Consider the following 21,862-nt stretch of genomic DNA (forward strand, 5'->3'; position numbering starts at 1 on the left):
TTTATATACTTGTAAACAATTATGTATACATAGATTATTTTACCATGATTATCCAATCTGAGTGTTAAAAAAAGAGACGAGAGCATTCCACTCTCATCTCAGGTCACATATACCTATAACTTAAACATCTTCCCGATCCCAATGTCTGTGTGCTGCAATGGCATCGATAAACATATCCACGAATTTCTGGTTATTGTCATTCATAACAACACCCACGGCCGATTGCATATTATTTTCCCTCAGCCACTTCTTCCCATCATGGGTAGCCCCAATTGGTTTGTAATGCTTGAATGCCTCATTCAGAAAGTCGGTCGTATTTTTATGAAACGCATTACTTTCCCCGCTTCCACCAACAATATAGAGAGCATCATACAATACCGAGTGTGTCGTTATGAATGTGTGATCAACCTTTAGATCCTCACCATTTTCTCCTGTTACAACACCCTGCTTTTCACTGACAACTTCATACACAATCCCTTTTGCCTGCAATCCATGTAATATATCCTTCAGTTCGGCATCCTTAAAGCCATTATTTAAAATAACCCCTACTTTACGTGTAGCCGGTATTTTAGTTGTATTTGCCTGACTGAGAGCTGGCGAGGACTTGGTAACATTTGATCCACCCTTGCTTGGTGGTGTTGCTCCAATATTTTTTGCAAATGCCGTTGCTAATTCTAAATCGACATTGCTAAACATTTCGACAACCTGCTGTCTGATATTCATGCTTTGAACTTTTCCAACTTCAAAGCTGAAAGCGTCAATAATATGCTGTCTTTCCGTCTGACTCATACTATTCCAAAACAGCTTCGCTTGAGAAAAATGATCTTTAAAGCTCTCACTGCGCGCCTGAACCTTTTTCCCATCAATTTTCTCCTGATAATGGACGAATCCACCTTCTTGTTCTGTAGATGTGGCTGGCGTATTATTTGCAAGCGAATTATTATGGTAGGCTACTTTGCCTTTGTGAATCGTCTGCCTACCGAAGCCGTCACGCTGGTTATTATGAATCGGACAAATTGCTCGGTTCGTCGGTAGTTCATGGAAATTAGGGCCACCTAATCGAATTAACTGTGTATCTGTATAGGAAAATAAGCGCCCCTGCAATAAGGGATCATTGGTAAAATCAATGCCTGGGACAACATTTCCCGGATGAAAAGCTACCTGTTCTGTTTCCGTAAAAAAGTTATCCGTATTACGGTTCAATGTCAGTTTGCCAATAATTTTAACTGGTACGTCTTCTTCCGGCCAGAGCTTCGTAGCATCCAGAATATCGAAATCAAAAGCAAATTCATCTTTTTCTTCAATAATTTGCACCCCTAATTCATATTCCGGAAAGTTTCCTTGCTCAATTGCATCATACAAGTCACGTCGATTGAAATCCGGATCTTTACCAGATACCTTTTGCGCCTCATCCCAGACGAATGAATGAACACCAAGCACTGGTATCCAATGAAATTTCACAAAATGAGATTTACCTTTATCGTTCACAAAGCGAAATGTATTGATACCAAACCCTTGCATCATACGAAAGCTCCGAGGGATCCCTCGATCAGACATCAGCCACATGACCTGATGTGCTGATTCCTGATTGTTAGCAGTCCAATCCCAAAATGTATCATGTGCTGCGGTTGCCTGTGGAATTTCATTATGTGGCTCCGGCTTAATCGCATGGACAATATCAGGGAACTTCATGGCATCCTGAATGAAGAAAACAGGCATATTATTGGCAACTAAATCATAATTTCCTTCCTCTGTATAAAACTTTGTCGCAAAACCACGAACATCCCGAACAATGTCCGATGATCCACGAGAGCCTACCACAGTAGAAAAACGGGTGAACACGGGTGTTTTCGTACCAGGTGTTTGCAAAAAGTTAGCTTTCGTATAAGGCTTCATCGACTCATATAGTTCAAACTCCCCATGTGCGGCAAAACCACGCGCATGTACAACCCGTTCTGGTATACGCTCATGGTCAAAATGGGTCATTTTTTCACGAAAATGGAAATCCTCCATCAGGCTCGGGCCGCGTTCACCGGCTGTTAAGGAAAATTCATCCTCCGAAATCTTAAGTCCCTGATCCATCGTCATCTTTTTATTAGAATCATCTACCTTATACTGCTCCAATTGTTCTTGTTTCTTGTTTTCATTTTCTTTTTTCTTATCACTCATAGACGTTCCCCTTTCTTAAGTAAAATGCTGCATTTGTTATGCTTTCCTAAAAGGGGATTAGTATGAGATTTTTGTTCCATTTTTTATTTATAATATTTCAAAGGATCAATTAGTGCCAAATTATTCTGCAGATATGGTATTGCATTGGTGTGAAGTATCGTGGGCAAGTTGATTCTTTTGCTGTCGGGATGCTCTCTCAGCTGTCTGGTCGATTCCACCCCCCTTCAACTCATCGCTCAACCTCCACTTCCCTATTCCGCTCCATATACCATTTATAAAACATGCTGGCCCAACCTACCGGCACATCCCTTATTTTCGTGTGCTTAACTGGCTTGGCGCGGTTTACCGTAACAAGAGATGCTAAACCCAGTTTTTTCTGCAGGATATTTCGACTACCTTGAATTTCCATAACCTTATTCCGCTTCGAAACAAATAATGTAGTGGTAAATCCACCTGTTTTAAATTGTACATATTGATCATTCAATACGTAACGCGACTGGAAAAAATTCAATATTCGGGAGACGATTACCAGTACAAGAATGAGAATGGAAATCATCCACCAGGACTGTTCCATCCCAAGAAAGTCCGCTTCTATAAAGTACAGAGCCGCTGTGGCAATGATCCAAAGCCAGCTTGGAGCAAGAATACGAAGCCAAAATGCACTTCTAGGAAGACGTTCCATCGTGTGACTCAACTGATAGGACGGCAATATTTCGGTAATCATTGCATACGCACGTTTTACAGGAAGAAAGGGGTAAAGTGTGTTGACTTCAAGATCATCCTCGCCCATTCCGCCAGCACTGGTCAATTTAACCTCCGCGAGCCCGAGTATCCGTTTCATCAATGATTGCTCCACACTAATGGCCTGAACTTTATCTTTTGTAATCGAAAAATAGGTTTCTTCAAGCATACCTTTCGTAATATAAATTTTTTCAGTGTCCGAAGCAATCTCGTACTTGCCATATCTTATTGTCGTCCAAATAACCCCGGCGAAGACAGCGAGCAGCACTATTACAATAAGGAAAAGTGTAATCATCCACCAAGAGTTAAAGATGGAAGAGAACAGCCCTTCTATCTGCCCTTCCATACGAAATGTACGCTCAATCTGTGAAATAAACGTACCTGCAATAGGAATAATTGCTATAAAACTAAACGATGTAAAGGAAGCTTTTAGTGTATCCTCTTTCGTTGGTGTAAAATGTATAGTAAGATTTGATTCGCTTTGCTGTTCGGGTATGGCCTCAGGAGCCTCAATTGGTGCTTTACAAGACGCAGAAGTTGCTCCGCCACCCTGTCCTCCTATTTGAATTTTCTCCTCAATCAGCGTTGCTTCCTTAGGTGTAAGCACATGAAAAGTAACCGTACCAACGTCACCCTGAATACTAGTTTCAATCCTAAGAGAGGTAATGTTGAAAATGCGATGAAACAATGTCGTTTCCCGCTTTACATGTTGAATTTTCGCATAGGGAATGGTTTGCTTGGTAGTCGTTAAAAAATTCCGCTGCAACTGAAGCGATGTCTCATCAAACGTATACGTACGCGTGAACCATTTAATCGGAATGTACAAAAGTATAAGAACAAAGATTGCAACAAATGCAATTCTACCGTATGTCACCAGCCAGAAATCGGAGTCTCCCTGAATGATAAATAAGAGAATGGCGATGAAAATAGAATTCTTGATTAAGTCCCAAATGTTATACAGGATAAGCAGCGGATGATATCGTTTTTCCTCAATCATTCGTCTGCCTCCTTCACCTTTGCATAGTGCGCAATTTGATCCCGCAATTCCATGGCCACTGTTTCATGCAATGCCGGAATCACATGCTCAGATCCTATCGTTTTCACCGTTATGGAGTAAAGTCTGTATTTGCGCATTATCGGTCCTTGTTTCGTGGAAACAAATTGAATTTTAGTCATTGGGATAAGCTGATGCTTCTCATTTAAAGCGCCTGATTTTAATTGTAAAAATTCCGCGCTGACCCCATAACGCCAATGTTTATAAAGTAAAAAGGCATTAAAAAAAGACCAGATTGTCGTAAAAACAGATATGACAGTCATTCCAATAAGAACCCAGCCTATCCATTCATTCCAGAAAAAGTGATAATCAAGATAAAATAGTACACCAAGTATGATAAATCCGATGATATTCATCGTTGTTTCACTGATTAACCAGACCTTGACACTATCCTTAGATAACCGATCCTCTGGTGCTTGAACATGTGTGTACAAAAGATCAATCCTTTACTCTTAAGTTTTTGCTGTTTTCTATATTATCATTTTACCACTTACCTAGTGACCTGCAACGTCCTTTTTTGTAAAAAACATCCATAATAATAGCATGAATACTATAGCTTTAATATAACAAAACAAGCTAGTGTATAAGAAGTTTATAGTACTGATGGAATTCTAAATATGATTTTGAACTTGCAAATAATCGCTTATTGATTTCATTATTGGTGGGATTGTTCTATTATTTATTTCCTGGGCAATGAAAAAAAGCTATAAATGCAGTGGAATAAAATAATAAAACAATATAGACACGAAATAGGGGTTAAAGATGATACGTATAAAACTTGATGTCATGATGGCTGAGCGTAAAATGTCACTAAACAAACTCTCCGAACTAGTCGATAGTACTCCAGCAAATTTATCGATATTAAAAAACGAAAAAGGGAAAGCAATTCGCTTCACAACACTCGATACATTGTGTAAAGCGTTAGGCTGTCAACCTGGGGATTTGATGGAGTATATTGATGAGTAGGATTGATAGTAGGGATTATTTGTCCTCACTATTTTCATAGCGTGGGGATGTGGATCTTCGAGGAACGGATAACATTTAAGTGAAGCGTGCTTTAGTATTTAAAAGGAGCAACGCAGACTTATTAGCGTTGCTCCTCATAAGATATCGCTTCTATTTCTTTACGCCTTTACCTTTAGCTATCTATTTCGTCACTTTTACGATTGTAGGAAGAGAGTTGCGGATAATTTAAATCTCGACGTAATAAGCACCACTGCATGATTACTATTACATTAGAAAAGCGCACCTAACCATTAGATGCGCTCCTCTATAGCTTATACAGTTTTTGTCTTTTAATCTCCTTACTTATCCACTGACCACAGGCATCGTCAATATCTGCTGCATTTTACAAGCGTACGCCGGAATTAATCCCGTTGGTTTCTTTTATCTTGCTCCTCATTTGTTTTATCAATATATTCTCTCATTCTTTTTTTATTCGGGGTAAGTGTATAACCTAAGTACTTTCTTTCCCGGTTGGCATCTTTATAAAATGCTACCGTCATCAATATTACCACTACACTAAATGGCAATGCTGATATAATTGCTGCAGATTGCAGTGCATTTAACCCCGTTTCTCCACCTGCTAAAAGCAACACATATGCGATCGCTGATAACCCTAATCCCCATACGACTTTCACAAAATTTGCAGGAGTTAACATACCAAAAGCAGTCTGCATACCTAAAACAAATGTTGCAGAATCGGCTGAAGTAATAAAAAATGATGCGATCAGGGCCAACGTAATAAAAGACAAAATGGTGCCCAATGGCAGCTCATTTAAAATACCAAATAACTGCGTTTCAGGTGGCATGTCAAATATTGCTGGTACATTTTGCCCCGCTTCAATTCCGGTCAGACCAAATGCAGTAAACCAAATGATACTCACAACAGTTGGAACGGTCAGTATCGCAATAACAAATTCCCGGATGGACCGGCCACGTGAAATTCGTGCGATAAATATACCTACAAACGGACTCCAGCTCATCCACCAACCCCAATAATATAAAGTCCAAGACTGCATCCACTCATTTTTTTGTTCGTTTAGTGGAGCTACATCTAAACTGTTAAATAACAAGGAATCTAAATAATTAGCAGTCCCACTTGGTATCATGTTGAGAATGAGTAAAGTCGGACCCATAATTAAGATAGCAGCAAACAATAGACCTGCTAATATCATATTTAAATTACTTAAGTACTGAATACCTTTACTTAGGCCACTCCAAGCACTAAATAAGAACAACACCGTAACAATGGCAATGATGATGCCTTGGACAAGCTGATTGTTAGGGATATCGAAAAGGTAGTTCAAACCTCCATTGATTTGCATGGCTCCTACCCCTAAAGAAACAGCTACACCAATAATTGTTGCAAATACCGCTAACACATCAACAACAGTACCGATAGGGCCATCTACTTTATCTCCTAGAATAGGGCGGAGGGTTTTAGATATTAAGCCCACCTCGCCTTTTCTAAATTGTGAATAGGCCAACGCGAGTGCTACAATACCGTATACAGCCCATGGATGAAAACCATAATGCAGAAAAGTTGAACGCATTGATTCAGCCAAGGCAGCTCTTGTTTCAGGTTCAGCAGTAGGTGGAGCTAGGAAATGAGAGATAGGTTCAGATGAGCCATAAAACACTAAGCCAATCCCCATACCAGCACTAAACAGCATTGCTAACCATGATATCGTTCTAAACTCAGGTTCATCATTTGGCTTACCCAGTTTGAGTTTACCGATTGGACTTAAACCTAGAAATATACAGAAAAATAAAATCAATGTAAAAACCGTCATATAATACCAACCAAAAGTATCAGTAACCCATGTACCAACAGCACCGGAGATTTGACCAAATTGATCAGGAAATACAGCGCCTAGAAGTACTAGTATTCCAACAACTATTGAAGCGTAAGTGAATACACTGGAAAATTGTTTTCTTTTTGTTTTCATAATGAAACTTCATCCTCTTTATGTTTGTTTTGATAACACAGATGTTTTTCATATTAACATAATCATAAATTTATTCAAACTCATTTATGACAGATTTGTTTCCGAAAATAGAACAGAAGTAACACATAAGCTTAGCAATAAAAGATCCTACTAATTATAATATCCTGTATTTACGCCAACTTTATTCAAATTATATAAAAATGGTCAGTCATATGTGGTGGTCGGGTGAATGCAAATGTGAAGCATTTGAGAGGGAATATTGAAATGATTTAACCTCGGGGTAATAATGATTCATGGAATGTAAAAAGCATGAAAAGAGCGCACCTAATAGCATTAGATGCGCTTTTTTCCAGCCTACACAGCTTTTGTCTTTTTAATCTGCTTACTTCTCAGCTGGCCACATGCAGCGTCAATATCTGCTCCATTTTCCCAGCGTACCCCGGAATTAATCCCGTGTGCTTTGAGCGTTTCAAAGAAGGATTGAATCGCTGTGGATTCACTTCTTGCATATTGATCATGCTCGGATACAGCATTATATGGAATGAGATTCACGTAAGCTAAGTGGCGGTGATTATATAATAATTTTGCCAGTTGTTTCGCTTCTTCCTCATGATCGTTCACATCGCGCAGCATAATATACTCATATGTAATTCGCCGATTTGTTTTTTCCAGATAATAATCAACAGCTTTCATGAGCTTTTCGATTGGAAACGCCTTGTTAATCTTCATAATCCGTGAACGAAGCTCGTTGTTTGGCGCATGGATTGAAATGGCTAAATTCACCTGGATACCTGTATCGGCAAATTCATATATTTTATGAGCAAGACCGCTTGTGGAGACGGTAATATGTCTTGCTCCAATATTTAAGCCTCGATCATCATTGACGACGTATAAGAAGTCCATCAGATTGTTAAAGTTATCAAATGGCTCACCAATTCCCATCACGACAATATGACTCACGCGCTCGTCTTCACCTTGTTCGTCAAGATGCCTCTGAACATTCATGATCTGCTCAACAATCTCACCACCCGATAGATCACGATTTTTCTTCAAGAGTCCGCTCGCACAAAATGTACAGCCGATATTACAGCCAACTTGAGTGGTTAAACATACGGACAGGCCATAATTAAAGCGCATGAGTACCGTTTCGATTAAGTTGCCGTCCGCTAATTTTAGTAAAAATTTAATCGTGCCATCCTCGGATTCCTGCTTAATCTCTTCTTCAAGTGTGTGGAGGGAAAAGTTTTCCTCCAGTAGCTCGATTGTTTCGCTGTTTACATTTTTCATAGCCGCGAAGCTTGTGACCCGCTTCTTATAAAGCCAATTCCAGACCTGCTGCGCGCGGAATCGCTTTTGTCCATGCTCCAAAAGCCAATCCGTCAATTTATCATATGTCAGCCCATAAATAGATGTTTTACTCATTTTGTACCCTCATTTCGAAACATTGCTTATTACTATCTTATATCATACTTGATGTGAGGCTTTGAGGCAAATGATGATAGGTTCTGTGGGGAGAGGTTTGATGGTATATGGATGGGACGGTTCGACGTTACCATGTACCAGAGAATGCTTCTCTGATACATGAGTGAGCTAGAACCACCCGAAGCTCCTACCTGAGAACGATTCGCCGATACATGAATGGGCTCAATCAGTATAACCATGTACCAGAGAGTTGCGTCCCCACGTGCTCGCCCCCTTTTAGAATAATTCCTGTAACCCCTCCACCTAAACCGTCTCACACCGCTGTAAAGTCAAATAAGCACGTGGCGATTATAATCCCGACTATCCTGTTTCAAAACACTCACAAACGGCTGTGTGCGATCTACATAATTCCACATGCTACGAGGGATATGACGCTCACAGACAAGGATAATTTCCGCCACTTGATTTTCTTCTTTAGCACCTTGAAGCTTTCTGATTTTCAAGATCCTTTAACTTACTAGGCTGCTGTGTCACTTGCCACCGCTCATGCTGAAGGCAGCTGAGTTTAGCTTCATTAGTATGCAGTGCTTTCTGGGCACGTTTGTGACGTTTTTTCTCGTTGAAGGTGTTCAATGGGGGTCTGGCTCGATCGTTTCGGTTTTTCCACTTCAATAAGTATTCCTTCTCTGTTAGTGCCTTATATAATAATATTTTACTTTCTATTGCCTGGGAAATCATCGCAAAACCTGCAACCCGAGCTTATAGTTGGACTAAACTTTACAAAAAAAGTATTATTTCTTATTAAGAAGAACTAAGGAGGAGTGAAGCAATTTGACAGAATCCACCAACGCAAAAACATTTAATAATATTCCACTGTCCGTTCTAGATCTTGCGCCTGTCGTTGAGGGGAGCAATCCAAGTGAATCCTTTAAAAATAGCGTATACTTAGCCCAACACGTTGAAAAATTTGGCTTTCACCGCTATTGGTTAGCTGAGCATCATAATATGCCAGGTATTGCCAGTTCTGCAACATCGATAATTATCGGCCATATTGCGGGCGCTACCAATCATATGCGCGTCGGTGCTGGCGGAATTATGCTGCCAAACCACGCAACACTTGTGATTGCAGAACAGTTCGGCACACTTGAGTCCATTTACCCTGGGCGTATTGACCTTGGCCTTGGGCGCGCGCCGGGGAGCGACCAGGCAACCGCATACGCATTGCGTTGTACATTGAATACAGGGCCAGAGGATTTTCCAATGCAGGTTAATGAATTACAGGATTACTTTTCAGATGAACCAGTGTCTCATGTGAAAGCTGTACCAGGGCAAGGGCTTGATATTCCGATTTGGCTGCTTGGATCAAGCGACTTTAGCGCAAGGCTTGCAGCACAGAAAGGATTATATTTTTCCTTTGCCAGTCACTTTGCACCTGCGTATACCATCCCAGCGCTGAAACTGTATCGTGATAATTTTCAGCCATCAGAAATATTGGAAAAACCATATGCGATGGTTGGTGTCAATGTGATCGCAGCTGATACGAATGAGAAAGCTGAATGGTTAGCAACAAGTCTAAAGCAGCAATTTTTAACGATGCAAAAAGGGCAACCGACGAAGCTATTACCTCCGATTGAAAATATAGAAGAAATGTACTCACCAATGGAATTGTCAGCAATTGAGCAAAGCCTTGACCCACGTACAACTATCATAGGGGACGCGGAGACCGTTCGGCGCGGTCTTGAGAAGTTTCAAGAAGAAACACAAGCAGATGAAATCATCATCAATTCACAAATTTTTAATGTGGAAGACAGGAAGCGATCTTATGAGATTGTTGCTGGGTTGATGGATTAAATTAGGAGGGAGCCGCGATTTGTTGAGAATCGCGGCTTTTTAATTTGGGCTGGAGTATGTGCAATACCGAACAGTGCCTGTCACCACCCGCATTTTGTCAGATTTTGTCGAGCAGATCCTAACACAAAAAATCCACGATTCCTGTTTAGATCGTGGATTTTTAGCATTTATTTTATTTTCTTCTTACATGTTGTACCACAAAGCGACTTTTTGGAATGGTTGGCATTCGTACCATACTGTAGCTTAAATCCTGTGGTGGTACTTCATACGTGATGCGCTGGGTCAAGAATTCCAGACTTGTTTTCATTGCTTCGATAGTGATCCATTCCCCGGCGCAGCGGTGTCCAATATCATACTCACCGCCGCCTTGTGGGATAAAATCAAACGGACTTCCTTCCCAATCCTTAAACCGCTCCGGCAGGAATGTATTCGGATCTTTCCACAAATCCGGGCTGTGATTTGTACCATAAATATCAAGTAACACGAGTGTTCCCTGCTTAAATTTATACCCTTTCCAGGTAAAGTTTTTTCGCACCCTAGCTCCGGTAAACGGGCCAAACGGGTAAAAACGCCGGATTTCCTGTACAAACATTTGACTGTATTCCCCGTCATCTGTCACAAGTTTCTCACGTGTCTCAGGATAATGATGTAATGCTAAAGCTCCAAACGTAATGTACCTAGCAATAGCAACAATCGGGCGTAGTATATTTATCAGCTCTACTGCTGCTGTTTTCAGGTCCAATAAATTGCCGTTTAAATCACGGTGCCAGCTCATAGCATATAAAGCTGTGTCTTCCAGTGCTTCCAACTCGCCCGTGCGAACCTGCTCAATAATATATTCAATCCATTTTTCCGTTCGATTGCGTGCGGTTCTTCCTTTCCAATGTCTCGGTCCTGCAGCTCCAAAAGCGTCTATCATCGCTGCGAGATCTCCTGACCGTAGCTCTAATTCCTTTGCCCATAATGGAACCCCAGTCCACCCGCATGCTATCCTGCACATCATTTTCTCAGTCTCTTGGAAAAGTTCAACACGCTTCATTTTTTCCCAGTTTTCGGTGGCGAGTTCCCAGTGCCGGGCAGTGAGGGAATTTAGTACTTTCAGGCGCTCCGATGTCATCAGCGACATGAACAGTTTCTTTCGATGCCGGTGAGCCTTCCCGTCCATGCCTTGCACCCCGCCTACGCCAAACAGGGACTCTTTGATTCGCTTTGGTGCCGCTCCCTTTCGCTGGAACAATTCATTATCATAAAATAGCTCAGCCGCTTCTTCGCCACTTATACAAATTGCCTTCTGACCAAGCAATCTCGTTTGAAAGATAGTTGAATCAAAGCGACGTAACCTGTTTGGAATATACAGAAAGCCTTCCGTCATTAATTTAATACTATTATCAAGACCTTTTTCTTTCGGGATTTGATTCGTTGATGACATGTGATCACTATCTCCTTTTTTAATTAAGCTTTCCCATCAGATGGGCTTACCAAACAAGTGATAATAGTATGTGGTGAAAAATTAATGACATTCGGACGCTCGCTACCACGAACTTCATCTGAAAACAAAAAGCCGACCAGAATTACCTCTGATCAGCTTTTCGGAAAAAATTAATTGCCAGCTTTCACGCGCGCTGCGATATCCACTGTACGTTTTGCTTGATGTTTTGCGGCACCTTCAACATCATCCACCATATTACCTTCACCGTCTATCGCTGTGCTGACACCATAAGGGTTACCGCCAGCCGCAAACAAGCTTGAGTCGGAATATCCAGGTGGCACGATAATAGCACCCCAGTGCATAAGTGATGTATACAGTGACAAAATACTTGCTTCTTGGCCACCGTGTGCGTTCCCTGCCGATGACATAGCGCTCACCACTTTGTTTACTGTTTTACCAGATCCCCACAAACCACCTTGCATATCAAGGAATTGTTTCATTTGTGATGGGATACCACCGAAACGCGTAGACATACTAAAGATAATAGCGTCTGCCCATTCAATATCATCTGAAGATGCTTCCGGGACATCTTTTGTTGCTTCTACATGTTCTTTCCATGCCGGATTTGACTCGATAGCTGCTTCTGGAGCAAGTTCAGCGGCTTTTACGATTCTAACCTCTGCGCCATTTTCCTTCGCACTTTCTTCCGCCCACTTTGCTAATTGATAGTTCGTTCCTGTTTGACTGTAATAAACGATTGCTAATTTTACATTTTCCATTTTCTCAGTCTCCTCTGTAGATGATTTTCCAAATAATTTATCTAAAAATCCCATATGATTAATTTCCCCTTACTATGTGAAATTTATTAAATGACACTCCTTTATCAAAATAGAGCTTAACTTCTGTTTTATAACTTAATTACTTTATGTAAGTAATATATCAGAGGAATACACTTGTGTCAAGTAACCTGCTAACTAAAAGTAACAAAGTGCCTGGCACCACCCGAATTTTGTCGAATTATATTTATAAAAAAATATCCAACCCCAGTATTGTGCCGATCCCTAAGACAAGTGTCCATATCCCCAGGCTGATTGTAAGCCATATTGTAGCGCTTGTTTTCTGTGCGCCTAATGTCATGGCTATAAGTGCTGCCAGATGGATGCCGGTTACGATTGGCCCTAGTAACGCGAGTCCGGGAAGGCCATATTTATTCCATATCCTTCTTCCACGATCATTGCGATTTGAAGATTCTTTCCCCTTTTTCTCCCGCCGTTTTGCATACCATTCCATTATCTTATCAGCCCCGAAGACAACCGGAAGAACAGTAATAACATTTCCCACAAACGCAAGCAGCATGACCCAAAATGGCGACAAGCCTCTAACAATACCCAATGGGATAACCACTGCGATTTCAAACCATGGAATAGCCGCCGCAATAAACACCAATACATATTCGAAAAGCATACCTTCCCCTCCTCAAACGTAAAATCGCCCTCCCATTATACCCGGTCTTCTGAAACCCTGTGAATTAAAAAGCCATTAAAAAAGGAAGCAACCATCCCAATAGTTACTCCTTTTTATCCTCTTCATGTTCACCTGTACCCTCTTCTTCATATGCCCGTATCGCGTCCCCTAACTCATCCTCGACTGTTAAATCTGACGTCTTCACGTTAGCTCGGTATGCTGCCCGGCTAATAAGATGTCCTGCTACAGGCGCCGTTAAGAACACAAATACAATTCCTAAAAGTAGACGTACACTAGCAAACGATTGGCTCCCCCAAAAGAAGATAAACGCTCCTGTAAGTGTTAGCAGTACGGCTAACGTGGAACTTTTTGTACCAGAATGGGAGCGTGTATATACATCCGGCAAGCGAACAATTCCAATTGCACTAATGACAGCCATAATACTGCCAATTAAAATTAGAAATACGCCAATAAACTCAACTATCTCGCTTACGTTCAATGATAACACCCCTCTCAATGTATTTCGAGAAGGCAATCGTACTTACAAATGCTAGAATTGCCAGTATTAGTATAACTTCAAGAAACGATCTTGTCCCAAGCAAAACAGATATAATAGCTATCCCTGATACGAGATTAACCCCTATCATATCAAGAGCTACTACACGATCCGGCAAACTTGGGCCGATGACAATGCGGATAAGGGCAATCGCAATTGATACACCGAACAGCGTGAGTGCAGTAAGGAGCATAGTTTCTATCATCAGCGAGTCACCTCCATGATTGCTTTTTCAAATTTATACAGGGATCGTATTAAATTACCCATCGATTGTTCAACATCCATCGCATGAATGTAGTATGCATCCCCTTCAGGCGTTACCTCAAGCACCACAGACCCAGGAGTTAATGTCAAAAGCAGGGCGAGTGCAGTAATTTCCCATTCCCCTCTCAGCTCTGTTTCATATTTAAAGATTCCCGGTCTAATCTTTAGTTTTGGACTTAATATCTGCTTAATGATATGGTAACTCGACTGCAGTAATTCCCAATTAAAAATAAGTAGCAATTTAATTACTGCAAAGAATCGCATCAAGTAAAATCGTTCCCCAAAAAGACGATGCATTAAAAACACAATGGCAGCACCCACAAGATAACCGGCCAAAAACGTGGAGAAACGTAACTCGCTTTCATCATTCAAAAGCATCCACAGGAGAGCAATACATAAATTTAATAAAAACTGGGCAGGCATCCACATTCACCTCTTTTCACATTTAGTCATTCAAAACGGCATCTATATATATATCAGGGTTTAGCAGTGTATTTGCTGCATCCTGTACATAAACTGAAATTGTTTCTGCTCCGAGTCCAAGTCCGATCGTAGCTACGGTGAGAAGAACGCATGGGATTAACCAGCCTTTTTTTAACGGTTCTTCATCTTCTTCACTAATGATCGTCTCACCCCAAAAGCTAATCAGGAATACACGCAGCAATGAATATAATACGAATAGACTTGAGATAAACACAAGTGCCAGCAGGATGTAAGATCCTACTTCCACTGTCCCTTGTCCAATCAATAGCTTACCAATAAAGCCGCTTAGCGGTGGAACCCCGGCAAGTGAAAGCATCGCGATAAAGAACATCCAGCCAAGCATTGGATAATTTTTAATGAGCCCGCTCATATAATCGATTCTTATATAACCGGTTAAGGAAATCATCGTACCTGCAAGTAGAAATAATAATGCCTTTACAACCATATCGTGGACGAGATAATAAATAGATCCTTCAATTGCTTCCGGCGTCGCCACTGCAAGCCCTACTAGGATAAACCCGACAGCAATGACTACATTATACGAAACAATCTGCCTGACATCTTTATACGCAATTGCACCGATACTTCCTCCAATTAAGGTTAGCCCTGCCAAAACACCAATGATCGTATGCGTAATGGAAGGTTCATGATAAAAGATAAGCGTGAACATACGAAACATCGCGTATATTCCAACCTTAGTTAACAATGCACCAAACAGGGCAGCAACAGCGGTAGGCGGCGCACTATAGGACCCTGGGAGCCAATAATAAAGGAGGAGTCCTGCTTTTAAACTGAAAACAGTTAGAAAAATAATACTAATTACTGTCAGCAAAGGCGTTTGTCCTGATTCAGCAATCCGACTTGATAAATGTGCAAAATTAAGTGTACCCATCGTGCCGTATAAATAAGCAATCGAAATAAGGAAGATCCAGGAAGACACCACATTAATGGCGACATACTTGATAGACTCCCGTAATTGAACTTCCCTTCCACCTAGTGTAATAAGCACATAAGAAGCTAGCAGCATTACTTCAAAAGCAACATAAAGATTGAACAGATCCCCTGTTAGAAAAGAACCGTTCACACCTGCTACTAGAAAATTCACAAACGAATAGAAGAACATATTTTCATAAGATTTCCCGATAGAAGAAAAAGCATACAGCAAACAGATAGAAGCTACGATACTTGTTGTCAGAACAAGAAGTACAGAAAAGGAATCCGCTACAAACATAATGCCAAATGGCGGTTCCCATCCTCCAATATCAAGCCTTAGTGGCCCTTGTTCTTGAATTTGATTTAAAAGAATGATACCTATAATCGCATTAACGATCATGACACTGAAACTGATCCATCGCTGCAACCGGACATATGGACGCAAAAAAATCAGTATAATCCCTGCCAACACAGGAAGTACCATTGGCAATACAAGAAGGTTATTCATCTTTAAAACCTCTCAATTCATCGAGATTATCCGTCCCGGTTTCCTGGTACGTCCGATAAGCCAAGACAAGGAAAAGTGCAGTGACAGCAAAGCTTATAACAATGGATGTTAGAATAAGTGCCTGTGGAAGCGCATCAACGTATGACCCCGCATCTTCCCCGAGTAGAGGAACACTTCCTTGCTTCAGGCCACCCATCGTCATCAGGAGCAAGTGAGCGGCATGTGAAAGGATAGCCGTCCCCAAAATAACCCGGATCAAACTCCTGGAGAGAATCAGATAGGTAGCAACAGTTACCAAAACCCCTGCTAGGATGGTTATTAACGTTTCCATATATTACACATCCTCACTAATACTTAAAATAATTGTTACAACAACACCTACGACCGCCAGTGCAACACCAGCTTCAAAAAGAGTGACTGTCGCCAGTTCCGTTTCGCCGAAGATAGGAAGGTCAAAATAGTCAAAAGCCTGGCTCAGGAAAGGTTCACCGAATAAAAGCGAACCAAATCCGGTCGCCACTGCAATAAAAGCACCTAATGCAGCAATTTTTTTAAAATCAAAAGGAACCGCCTTTTGAATCGTTTCAATATCAAAGACGATAAACAGTAAGACGAAAGCAGAGGCCAAAACAAGCCCTCCAACAAATCCGCCTCCCGGGTTGTTATGCCCGGATAAAAATAAATACACGGCCAAGGTTAATATAATAAATACGACAATTTTCGTAACAGCTCGAAGGATAACATTATTGATCTTCAACGTTCTTATCCTCCTTCCCAGCTTTCAGCTTGATCATGGTGTAGACACCGATCCCTGCTATAAGAAGGACGACAACTTCAAGCATCGTATCAAAAGCACGGAAATCACCTAAAATGGCATTTACAATATTGTTTCCACCAGCTAATTCATATGCATTTTCAAAGTAGCCTGATATTGTTTCAAATAACCTTCCGTTCTGTACAGCAAGCGCAACCGCTGTGAACACACTTCCAACACCAATCGCAATAATGGCATTGAGTGATTTTGATCGTCTCGGAGAATTTTCCTTTTTCCATTCCGGCAAGAAATAATAACATACCAAAAATAATACAGTGGTGACCGTTTCAATCACGAGCTGTGTTAGTGCCAGGTCGGGCGCACGGAATAAAACAAAGAACAATGCAATGGAATATCCGAGTACCCCATTAAGGATGATGGCGGTTAAACGTGACTTGGCAAAAAGAATAGCAATTGCAGCTACCATCATGGCAATCGCAATAATCCACTCATACCTCGTAATTGGAAGATCATCCGATATATCGAAAGAAAAGGCGCCTGTAAAAATAATTGCTCCTCCTACTACCATTACAAAGAAAAGATAGATATATACCAAGTAATCGCGAAGGAAGCCTGTCATATAAGAACGAGTTACCGGATATGATTTTTCCTCTAATTGATAAAGGGAAAAATTGTACAAGGTATTAAACGTCCAATTTTCCGGGAACAGGCTGTAAATACCTCTCCAGCGGCGCAGCGTGACAAACAACAATGTTCCAAGAATCACGATTGCGATAGTCATAAATAACTCCAAATTAAATCCATGCCATGCATAGATCTCTATACCCAGGCTTCCTTCTTGACGAGCAAACTCCGGAAAAATACCGTTCATCGCAGGTCTGAGTAAATTATCTCCGAGTATATTCGGAAAGAAGAAAATACCTACAACAAGAAGTGAAAGGACACCAGGCCCAACTAGCATCCCTCCAGGTGGCTCCTGTGCAGGCCGCTCCAATTTTTCCTCCTGGTAAGGGCCAAGAAATGTTTTAAATACAATGATCAAACAGTAAACAAATGTTAAAACACTTGCCACCCAGCCTAAAATTGGTATAAGAGCTCCCCATGTTTCCAATGAGAAAATGTTCAATTCCATTACGTTTAAGGCAACGGTAAAGAACATTTCCTTACTCAGGAAACCATTAAAAGGCGGCAGGCCAGCCATGGAGAGGCTTCCTATCGTAGCCATCGTAAATGTTATCGGCATTAACGTAACTAACCCGCCAAGCTTGCGAATGTCCCTTGTCCCCACTTCATGGTCGACAATCCCGACAACCATGAAAAGCGCACCTTTAAAGGTAGAGTGGTTAACAAGATGAAAAAGCGCCGCAAACGTGGCCTGTGTATAAATAACGGAATCTGCCGAATAGCCATTATGAAGCGCAGCAGAACCCATACCAAACATACTCATAATCATTCCCAGCTGGCTGATTGTTGAATAAGCCAGCAGCGCTTTAAGATCCGTCTGCTTCACGGCATTAAAAGCGCCCCAGAACAGTGTTAGAATCCCTACACCTGTAACGAGCCAAAACCAGACCGCATCCCCGCCGAAAACCGGTGTGAAACGAGCGACCAAATAAATCCCTGCTTTTACCATTGTTGCTGAATGCAAATACGCACTGACAGGCGTTGGTGCTTCCATCGCATCAGGCAGCCAGATATGGAACGGAAATTGTGCCGATTTAGTAAAAGCAGCAAGCAAAATCAGCAGCATCGCAGGTATAAAGAGCGCATGATCCGTATAATCCGGGATTATGGATATGATTTCACGAACACTGAAAGTACCTGTCATCACGTAAAGCATGATAAAGCCAACCAGCATTGCAAATCCACCGGCAACCGTAATTAAAAGCGACTTCTGCGCGCCCTCTCTCGATCTTTTCCTGTGATACCAAAAAGCAATTAATAAGAAAGATGAAATACTTGTTAATTCCCAGAACACATATAAAATCATGATGTTGTCTGAAAATACAACCCCAAGCATAGCCCCCATAAATAGTAATAAATAAATATAAAAGTGATTCAGTGATTCTTTTGAAGATAAATAGTAGATGGAATAGTGTACAACAAGTGCACCTACACCAGTGATTAAAAGACCAAATATCAAGCTGAGTCCATCAAGATAGGTGGTGAAGTTGACACCAAAGGTCGGGATCCAATGGATGGTATTCTCGAATGTCTGTCCATTTGCTATAGATGGAATATAGCTTGCTAAGGCGATAAATAATCCAGCAGGAACAAGAAGAACAAACCAGCCGATATGGATTCGTCTAAATTTTTTATTAATAAACGGAATAATGATGGCAATAAGAAATGGGATAATGATTGCCAAATTCACAGATAACAAATTCTAACCTCCATTTCAAACTAAGGGCTTGTGGGTGGCGTAATGATAATCTAAGTAACTTCCTATTATGGTACTCGTTAACAATGGATAGTCGGTGGCATATGATGAAAAGATATGATAATCATGTCATATGCAACCATTTGACCTTGACTTCCTGTGTGGGAAAATGCATGATGGATCCCTAGCTATTTAAATAGGGATATTGCAGGAGTATCACTCATTTATGCAGAACGCATGTGATAATAGTGTATAGTGGGATTCCACTTCAATCACATGCTAAACATAAGATCAACGAAAGCCTAACAAGTTAATTATACATGAAACAAACTTTCAATGCATTTCTAAAGCTATTTTATTCCAATTTACCCTTTTCTATAGTAATTTTGATAAACATCGACTATGATATATGATATATGAAAATGAGGGAATTATACTCCTTGAAAAATTTCTGTAGCATAAGGGATTGACAACCATTATTATCGTGTTACAATATTTAAGTTTGATGCACACACTCGCACTAATTTGCGGGGTGAATTACATGAACAATTAAAGAGGTGATTGCCGTCATGAAAAGAATAAAAGGACGTATGGATGAAAGCATCCTGGTTTGTGTGTATTACGGTCCAAATGGTGAAAGATTAATTAAACGTGGCCACAAGTTGGCTCAAATCGTCGACTGTCCGTTATATGTGTTAACCGTCGACCCACTTCCATATGATGAGTTCGATGCGGAAAAATCCGGATATGTCGATCGCTGGAAGGAATTATGCGAAGAACTGGATGTGGATGAATTTATTATTCGTGACAATGAAAAGCGATCATCTGTCAAAGCGATCAAAGAAGTAGCGCATAATCACAATATAACGCAAATTGTGATAGGCCAAAGTCCGCAAAACAGATGGGAAGAAATAACAAAAGGCTCATTTGTCAATGTTCTCTTGCGCCAAATGACATTTATTGATATCCATATCGTGTCCACCGATCGGACGTTAAAAAGCGCGAATGCGAATGATACCACCTACGAAAAGGGTGTGCGCGGCTTCCTCCGGCAGGACGATGACGGCTATCGACTTAGTTTTACAAGATCGAAAAACAACCTCTATGAAGGTATTTTCTATAAAGAAATCGGAACCGATTTTAACAATGGCGTGTTTAAATTCGTAAATAACGAGGGAAAAACGTGCCAGGTTCATGTAACAGAGGACAACGTAACAGCATTAATGAAAGAACCACCAAATATAAAATAAATGGATTGGCTACCTTATGCGCACACGCTAAAGGTAGCCTTATTTTTCATTCATATAGTTTAGGAACTCTGCTTGAAAATATCGGTACATCCTTCCTGATTTTAGGAACGAGTTCCAACGAGAGTGTTTCCACGATTGTCTCTTCCTCTGTTCCACTGCCAGCCTTCAAAACATTACCCCATGGATCGATAACCATGGAATTTCCGGAAAAATCAACCCCATCATAGCTGCCGATACGATTGCTGGAAACCACATACATTTGATTCTCGATTGCTCTAGCTACCTGCAATGCCTTCCAATGTTCTTTTCTAGCGGTTGGCCACTGGGCAACTACATATAAAATTTGCACGTCCTGCAGTGCCAAACTTCTGGCCAATTCAGGAAAACGAAGGTCATAGCAAATAATCAGTCCCATTTTCACCCCACCTAATTCGAAAACCTGCACCTTCTCTTTGCCGCCTGTTAAATAGCGCGGTTCATCCAGCATGGGGACAAGATGGATTTTGTCATATTGATAGATCACATTGCCTCGGTCGTCAATTACGATGCTAGAATTATAGATTCCGTCCTCTTTCTTATTAGCGATAGATCCACCGATGATATTGATGTTATGTCTAGAAGCCATATTTTTTAAAAAGGAAGTTGTCGGCTCCCCATCCACATCTGCTAGTTTCTCAAGTTCCGCTAATGTATAGCCTGTCGTCCACATTTCCGGAAGTACGATAATGTCAGGTTGCTCTTCCTTCACCGTCCGATTCACCCATTTTTCAACCTTCAGCCGATTCGCCCCCGGATCTCCCGCTATGATATCCATTTGATAAACCGCATGTTTCATCTGATTGCCTCCCCCGTTTGAACTGTCTAATTATATTGTATCGTTAATTACCGCAATTGTAAAAAAACGGCCGTTGAAAAGCTGCCCAAATAAAAAGAGCAGACGATGAAGCAGTCCACTCTTTCTGTTTTAGTTATTTGCTGGCTTGTGATGTAGTGGCGGGGGTACTAACCAACCCTTTTGTTTATTGAGCCTGAGAAGTTTTCCGCCCATAGCCGCCTTCTGTGTATGAAACTGCCCGTACATCGCAATGATGTCTTCCCGAATGGATTTACCCATCATTGTACTGCATGAAACGAGTCCTGCAGCAACTTCCGCTGACAGGGAAGCAGCAATTTCCTTATCCTGCATGCGAGCCCCTGCTGGAATGTCCTCGACTTGCGCCTTAGGACGCTCTGGAGGTGCCGGGGGAGACCGATACCATTATCTTTTAACAGGCTCTCTATTTCTTTCACATCCCGCTGAGCCTGTTGAATAGACTCCTGAATTAAATTAGCCAAATCCTGATCGCCTGTATGGTTAAGATGTATTTGATGTGCCGCAATCATCCCGTTGGTTGCCAGTAATGTTGACCATACACCAAAAACCTCACCATAATGCATCGGCTCATCTGTCGGATTTCCATCTAAAACTCCCATTCAAACCCTCCTCATAGTTATAGTTGTGCCGCTGTTTTTCATGCACAGATTTAGGGTTTGTTTGTATTGGGGTTTTATGCATGGGATTTGAGTTAGAGATGTATTAATGTGATGGCTAACATGCTATCATCTAATAAAGCATCCATTAGAAGCGACATA

At 41.1% G+C, this 21,862-nt stretch carries 20 protein-coding genes and 1 pseudogene; 3 read left to right on the top strand and 18 right to left on the bottom strand.

The window, feature by feature from the left end; genetic code table 11:
* Window positions 1-120: 120 nt before the first annotated feature.
* From KFZ58_RS18025 to KFZ58_RS18035, 3 genes are all read right to left on the bottom strand, one after another.
* On the bottom strand, window positions 121-2,169 hold the full coding sequence (locus KFZ58_RS18025; RefSeq protein ID WP_235792663.1) for a catalase: 2,049 nt from the start codon (window positions 2,167-2,169) through the stop codon (window positions 121-123).
* A gap of 229 nt (window positions 2,170-2,398) precedes the next feature.
* The gene (locus KFZ58_RS18030; protein WP_235792664.1) at window positions 2,399-3,907 is read right to left on the bottom strand and encodes a PH domain-containing protein; all 1,509 of its coding nucleotides are present in this window, start codon (window positions 3,905-3,907) and stop codon (window positions 2,399-2,401) included.
* Entirely contained in the window at window positions 3,904-4,398 is a 495-nt protein-coding gene (locus KFZ58_RS18035) for a PH domain-containing protein (protein WP_235792665.1), read from the bottom strand. The genes KFZ58_RS18030 and KFZ58_RS18035 overlap by 4 nt, the downstream gene beginning before the upstream one ends.
* 328 nt (window positions 4,399-4,726) lie before the next feature.
* Here KFZ58_RS18035 and KFZ58_RS18040 point away from each other — a divergent pair, with 328 nt between their 5' ends.
* On the top strand, window positions 4,727-4,930 hold the full coding sequence (locus tag KFZ58_RS18040; protein ID WP_235792666.1) for a helix-turn-helix domain-containing protein: 204 nt from the start codon (window positions 4,727-4,729) through the stop codon (window positions 4,928-4,930).
* Window positions 4,931-5,331: 401 nt separating this feature from the next.
* On the opposite strand, the gene KFZ58_RS18045 is transcribed toward KFZ58_RS18040, so the two are convergent.
* The 3 genes from KFZ58_RS18045 to KFZ58_RS18055 form a co-directional block, all read right to left on the bottom strand.
* Window positions 5,332-6,915: a BCCT family transporter gene (locus KFZ58_RS18045; RefSeq protein WP_235792667.1), complete on the bottom strand. Its 1,584-nt coding sequence runs from the start codon at window positions 6,913-6,915 to the stop codon at window positions 5,332-5,334.
* Between the two features lie 354 nt (window positions 6,916-7,269).
* Window positions 7,270-8,337, bottom strand: coding sequence for a dual-specificity RNA methyltransferase RlmN (gene rlmN / locus KFZ58_RS18050; protein ID WP_235792668.1), 1,068 nt, complete (start codon window positions 8,335-8,337; stop codon window positions 7,270-7,272).
* A gap of 329 nt (window positions 8,338-8,666) precedes the next feature.
* On the bottom strand, window positions 8,667-8,840 hold the full coding sequence (locus KFZ58_RS18055; RefSeq protein ID WP_235792669.1) for a hypothetical protein: 174 nt from the start codon (window positions 8,838-8,840) through the stop codon (window positions 8,667-8,669).
* A gap of 328 nt (window positions 8,841-9,168) precedes the next feature.
* On the opposite strand from KFZ58_RS18055, the gene KFZ58_RS18060 reads away from it, so the two are divergent.
* Window positions 9,169-10,188, top strand: a complete 1,020-nt coding sequence (locus KFZ58_RS18060) for an LLM class flavin-dependent oxidoreductase (RefSeq protein WP_235792670.1) — start codon at window positions 9,169-9,171, stop codon at window positions 10,186-10,188.
* 172 nt (window positions 10,189-10,360) lie between these two features.
* Here the strand turns inward: KFZ58_RS18060 and cypC are convergent, their stop codons facing one another.
* The 10 genes from cypC to KFZ58_RS18110 all read right to left on the bottom strand — a co-directional run bounded on the left by cypC (window position 10,361) and on the right by KFZ58_RS18110 (window position 18,983).
* On the bottom strand, window positions 10,361-11,617 hold the full coding sequence (gene cypC, locus KFZ58_RS18065) for a CYP152 family fatty-acid peroxygenase CypC (RefSeq protein WP_235792671.1): 1,257 nt from the start codon (window positions 11,615-11,617) through the stop codon (window positions 10,361-10,363).
* A 170-nt stretch (window positions 11,618-11,787) separates the two neighbouring features.
* Window positions 11,788-12,450: an NAD(P)H:quinone oxidoreductase gene (wrbA, locus tag KFZ58_RS18070; RefSeq protein ID WP_235792673.1), complete on the bottom strand. Its 663-nt coding sequence runs from the start codon at window positions 12,448-12,450 to the stop codon at window positions 11,788-11,790.
* Between the two features lie 190 nt (window positions 12,451-12,640).
* Window positions 12,641-13,081: a small multi-drug export protein gene (locus tag KFZ58_RS18075; RefSeq protein ID WP_235792674.1), complete on the bottom strand. Its 441-nt coding sequence runs from the start codon at window positions 13,079-13,081 to the stop codon at window positions 12,641-12,643.
* 103 nt (window positions 13,082-13,184) lie between these two features.
* Window positions 13,185-13,580 (bottom strand): Na+/H+ antiporter subunit G, encoded by a 396-nt coding sequence (locus tag KFZ58_RS18080; RefSeq protein ID WP_235792675.1) that lies wholly within the window; start codon window positions 13,578-13,580, stop codon window positions 13,185-13,187.
* Complete coding sequence (locus tag KFZ58_RS18085; RefSeq protein WP_235792676.1) at window positions 13,558-13,842, bottom strand: Na(+)/H(+) antiporter subunit F1; 285 nt, start codon at window positions 13,840-13,842, stop codon at window positions 13,558-13,560. Before KFZ58_RS18085 ends, KFZ58_RS18080 begins: the two co-directional genes overlap by 23 nt.
* A complete protein-coding gene (locus KFZ58_RS18090) occupies window positions 13,842-14,324 on the bottom strand; it encodes a Na+/H+ antiporter subunit E (protein ID WP_235792677.1) in 483 nt (160 codons plus the stop codon). Before KFZ58_RS18090 ends, KFZ58_RS18085 begins: the two co-directional genes overlap by 1 nt.
* Window positions 14,325-14,346: 22 nt before the next feature.
* Window positions 14,347-15,825 carry a Na+/H+ antiporter subunit D gene (locus KFZ58_RS18095; RefSeq protein WP_235792678.1) on the bottom strand — a complete coding sequence of 493 codons (1,479 nt, stop codon included), beginning with the start codon at window positions 15,823-15,825 and terminating at the stop codon, window positions 14,347-14,349.
* Entirely contained in the window at window positions 15,818-16,156 is a 339-nt protein-coding gene (locus tag KFZ58_RS18100) for a Na(+)/H(+) antiporter subunit C (RefSeq protein ID WP_235792679.1), read from the bottom strand. Before KFZ58_RS18100 ends, KFZ58_RS18095 begins: the two co-directional genes overlap by 8 nt.
* Before the next feature lie 3 nt (window positions 16,157-16,159).
* Window positions 16,160-16,582, bottom strand: a complete 423-nt coding sequence (locus KFZ58_RS18105) for a Na(+)/H(+) antiporter subunit B (protein ID WP_235792680.1) — start codon at window positions 16,580-16,582, stop codon at window positions 16,160-16,162.
* Window positions 16,569-18,983, bottom strand: a complete 2,415-nt coding sequence (locus tag KFZ58_RS18110; protein ID WP_235792681.1) for a Na+/H+ antiporter subunit A — start codon at window positions 18,981-18,983, stop codon at window positions 16,569-16,571. The genes KFZ58_RS18105 and KFZ58_RS18110 overlap by 14 nt, the downstream gene beginning before the upstream one ends.
* A gap of 566 nt (window positions 18,984-19,549) precedes the next feature.
* Here KFZ58_RS18110 and KFZ58_RS18115 point away from each other — a divergent pair.
* Window positions 19,550-20,230: an adenine nucleotide alpha hydrolase family protein gene (locus KFZ58_RS18115; protein ID WP_235792682.1), complete on the top strand. Its 681-nt coding sequence runs from the start codon at window positions 19,550-19,552 to the stop codon at window positions 20,228-20,230.
* Between the two features lie 46 nt (window positions 20,231-20,276).
* On the opposite strand, the gene KFZ58_RS18120 is transcribed toward KFZ58_RS18115, so the two are convergent.
* Window positions 20,277-21,065 carry a carbon-nitrogen family hydrolase gene (locus KFZ58_RS18120; protein ID WP_235792683.1) on the bottom strand — a complete coding sequence of 263 codons (789 nt, stop codon included), beginning with the start codon at window positions 21,063-21,065 and terminating at the stop codon, window positions 20,277-20,279.
* 129 nt (window positions 21,066-21,194) lie between these two features.
* Window positions 21,195-21,703: pseudogene (locus KFZ58_RS18125) on the bottom strand (DUF3231 family protein).
* Between the last annotated feature and the right edge of the window lie 159 nt (window positions 21,704-21,862).

It is taken from the genome of Virgibacillus sp. NKC19-16 (assembly GCF_021560035.1).
GTDB lineage: Bacteria > Bacillota > Bacilli > Bacillales > Amphibacillaceae > Virgibacillus_L > Virgibacillus_L salidurans.

What these genes read in the sequence shown, in the direction of transcription:
- KFZ58_RS18025 (WP_235792663.1), bottom strand. Translation starts at nt 2,169, where the DNA reads ATGAGTGATAAGAAAAAAGAAAATGAAAACAAGAAACAAGAACAATTG.
- KFZ58_RS18030 (WP_235792664.1), bottom strand. Translation starts at nt 3,907, where the DNA reads ATGATTGAGGAAAAACGATATCATCCGCTGCTTATCCTGTATAACATT.
- KFZ58_RS18040 (WP_235792666.1), top strand. Translation starts at nt 4,727, where the DNA reads ATGATACGTATAAAACTTGATGTCATGATGGCTGAGCGTAAAATGTCA.
- KFZ58_RS18045 (WP_235792667.1), bottom strand. Translation starts at nt 6,915, where the DNA reads ATGAAAACAAAAAGAAAACAATTTTCCAGTGTATTCACTTACGCTTCA.
- rlmN (WP_235792668.1), bottom strand. Translation starts at nt 8,337, where the DNA reads ATGAGTAAAACATCTATTTATGGGCTGACATATGATAAATTGACGGAT.
- cypC (WP_235792671.1), bottom strand. Translation starts at nt 11,617, where the DNA reads ATGTCATCAACGAATCAAATCCCGAAAGAAAAAGGTCTTGATAATAGT.
- wrbA (WP_235792673.1), bottom strand. Translation starts at nt 12,450, where the DNA reads ATGGGATTTTTAGATAAATTATTTGGAAAATCATCTACAGAGGAGACT.
- KFZ58_RS18075 (WP_235792674.1), bottom strand. Translation starts at nt 13,081, where the DNA reads ATGCTTTTCGAATATGTATTGGTGTTTATTGCGGCGGCTATTCCATGG.
- KFZ58_RS18085 (WP_235792676.1), bottom strand. Translation starts at nt 13,842, where the DNA reads ATGATAGAAACTATGCTCCTTACTGCACTCACGCTGTTCGGTGTATCA.
- KFZ58_RS18090 (WP_235792677.1), bottom strand. Translation starts at nt 14,324, where the DNA reads ATGCCTGCCCAGTTTTTATTAAATTTATGTATTGCTCTCCTGTGGATG.
- KFZ58_RS18095 (WP_235792678.1), bottom strand. Translation starts at nt 15,825, where the DNA reads ATGAATAACCTTCTTGTATTGCCAATGGTACTTCCTGTGTTGGCAGGG.
- KFZ58_RS18100 (WP_235792679.1), bottom strand. Translation starts at nt 16,156, where the DNA reads ATGGAAACGTTAATAACCATCCTAGCAGGGGTTTTGGTAACTGTTGCT.
- KFZ58_RS18115 (WP_235792682.1), top strand. Translation starts at nt 19,550, where the DNA reads ATGAAAAGAATAAAAGGACGTATGGATGAAAGCATCCTGGTTTGTGTG.
- KFZ58_RS18120 (WP_235792683.1), bottom strand. Translation starts at nt 21,065, where the DNA reads ATGAAACATGCGGTTTATCAAATGGATATCATAGCGGGAGATCCGGGG.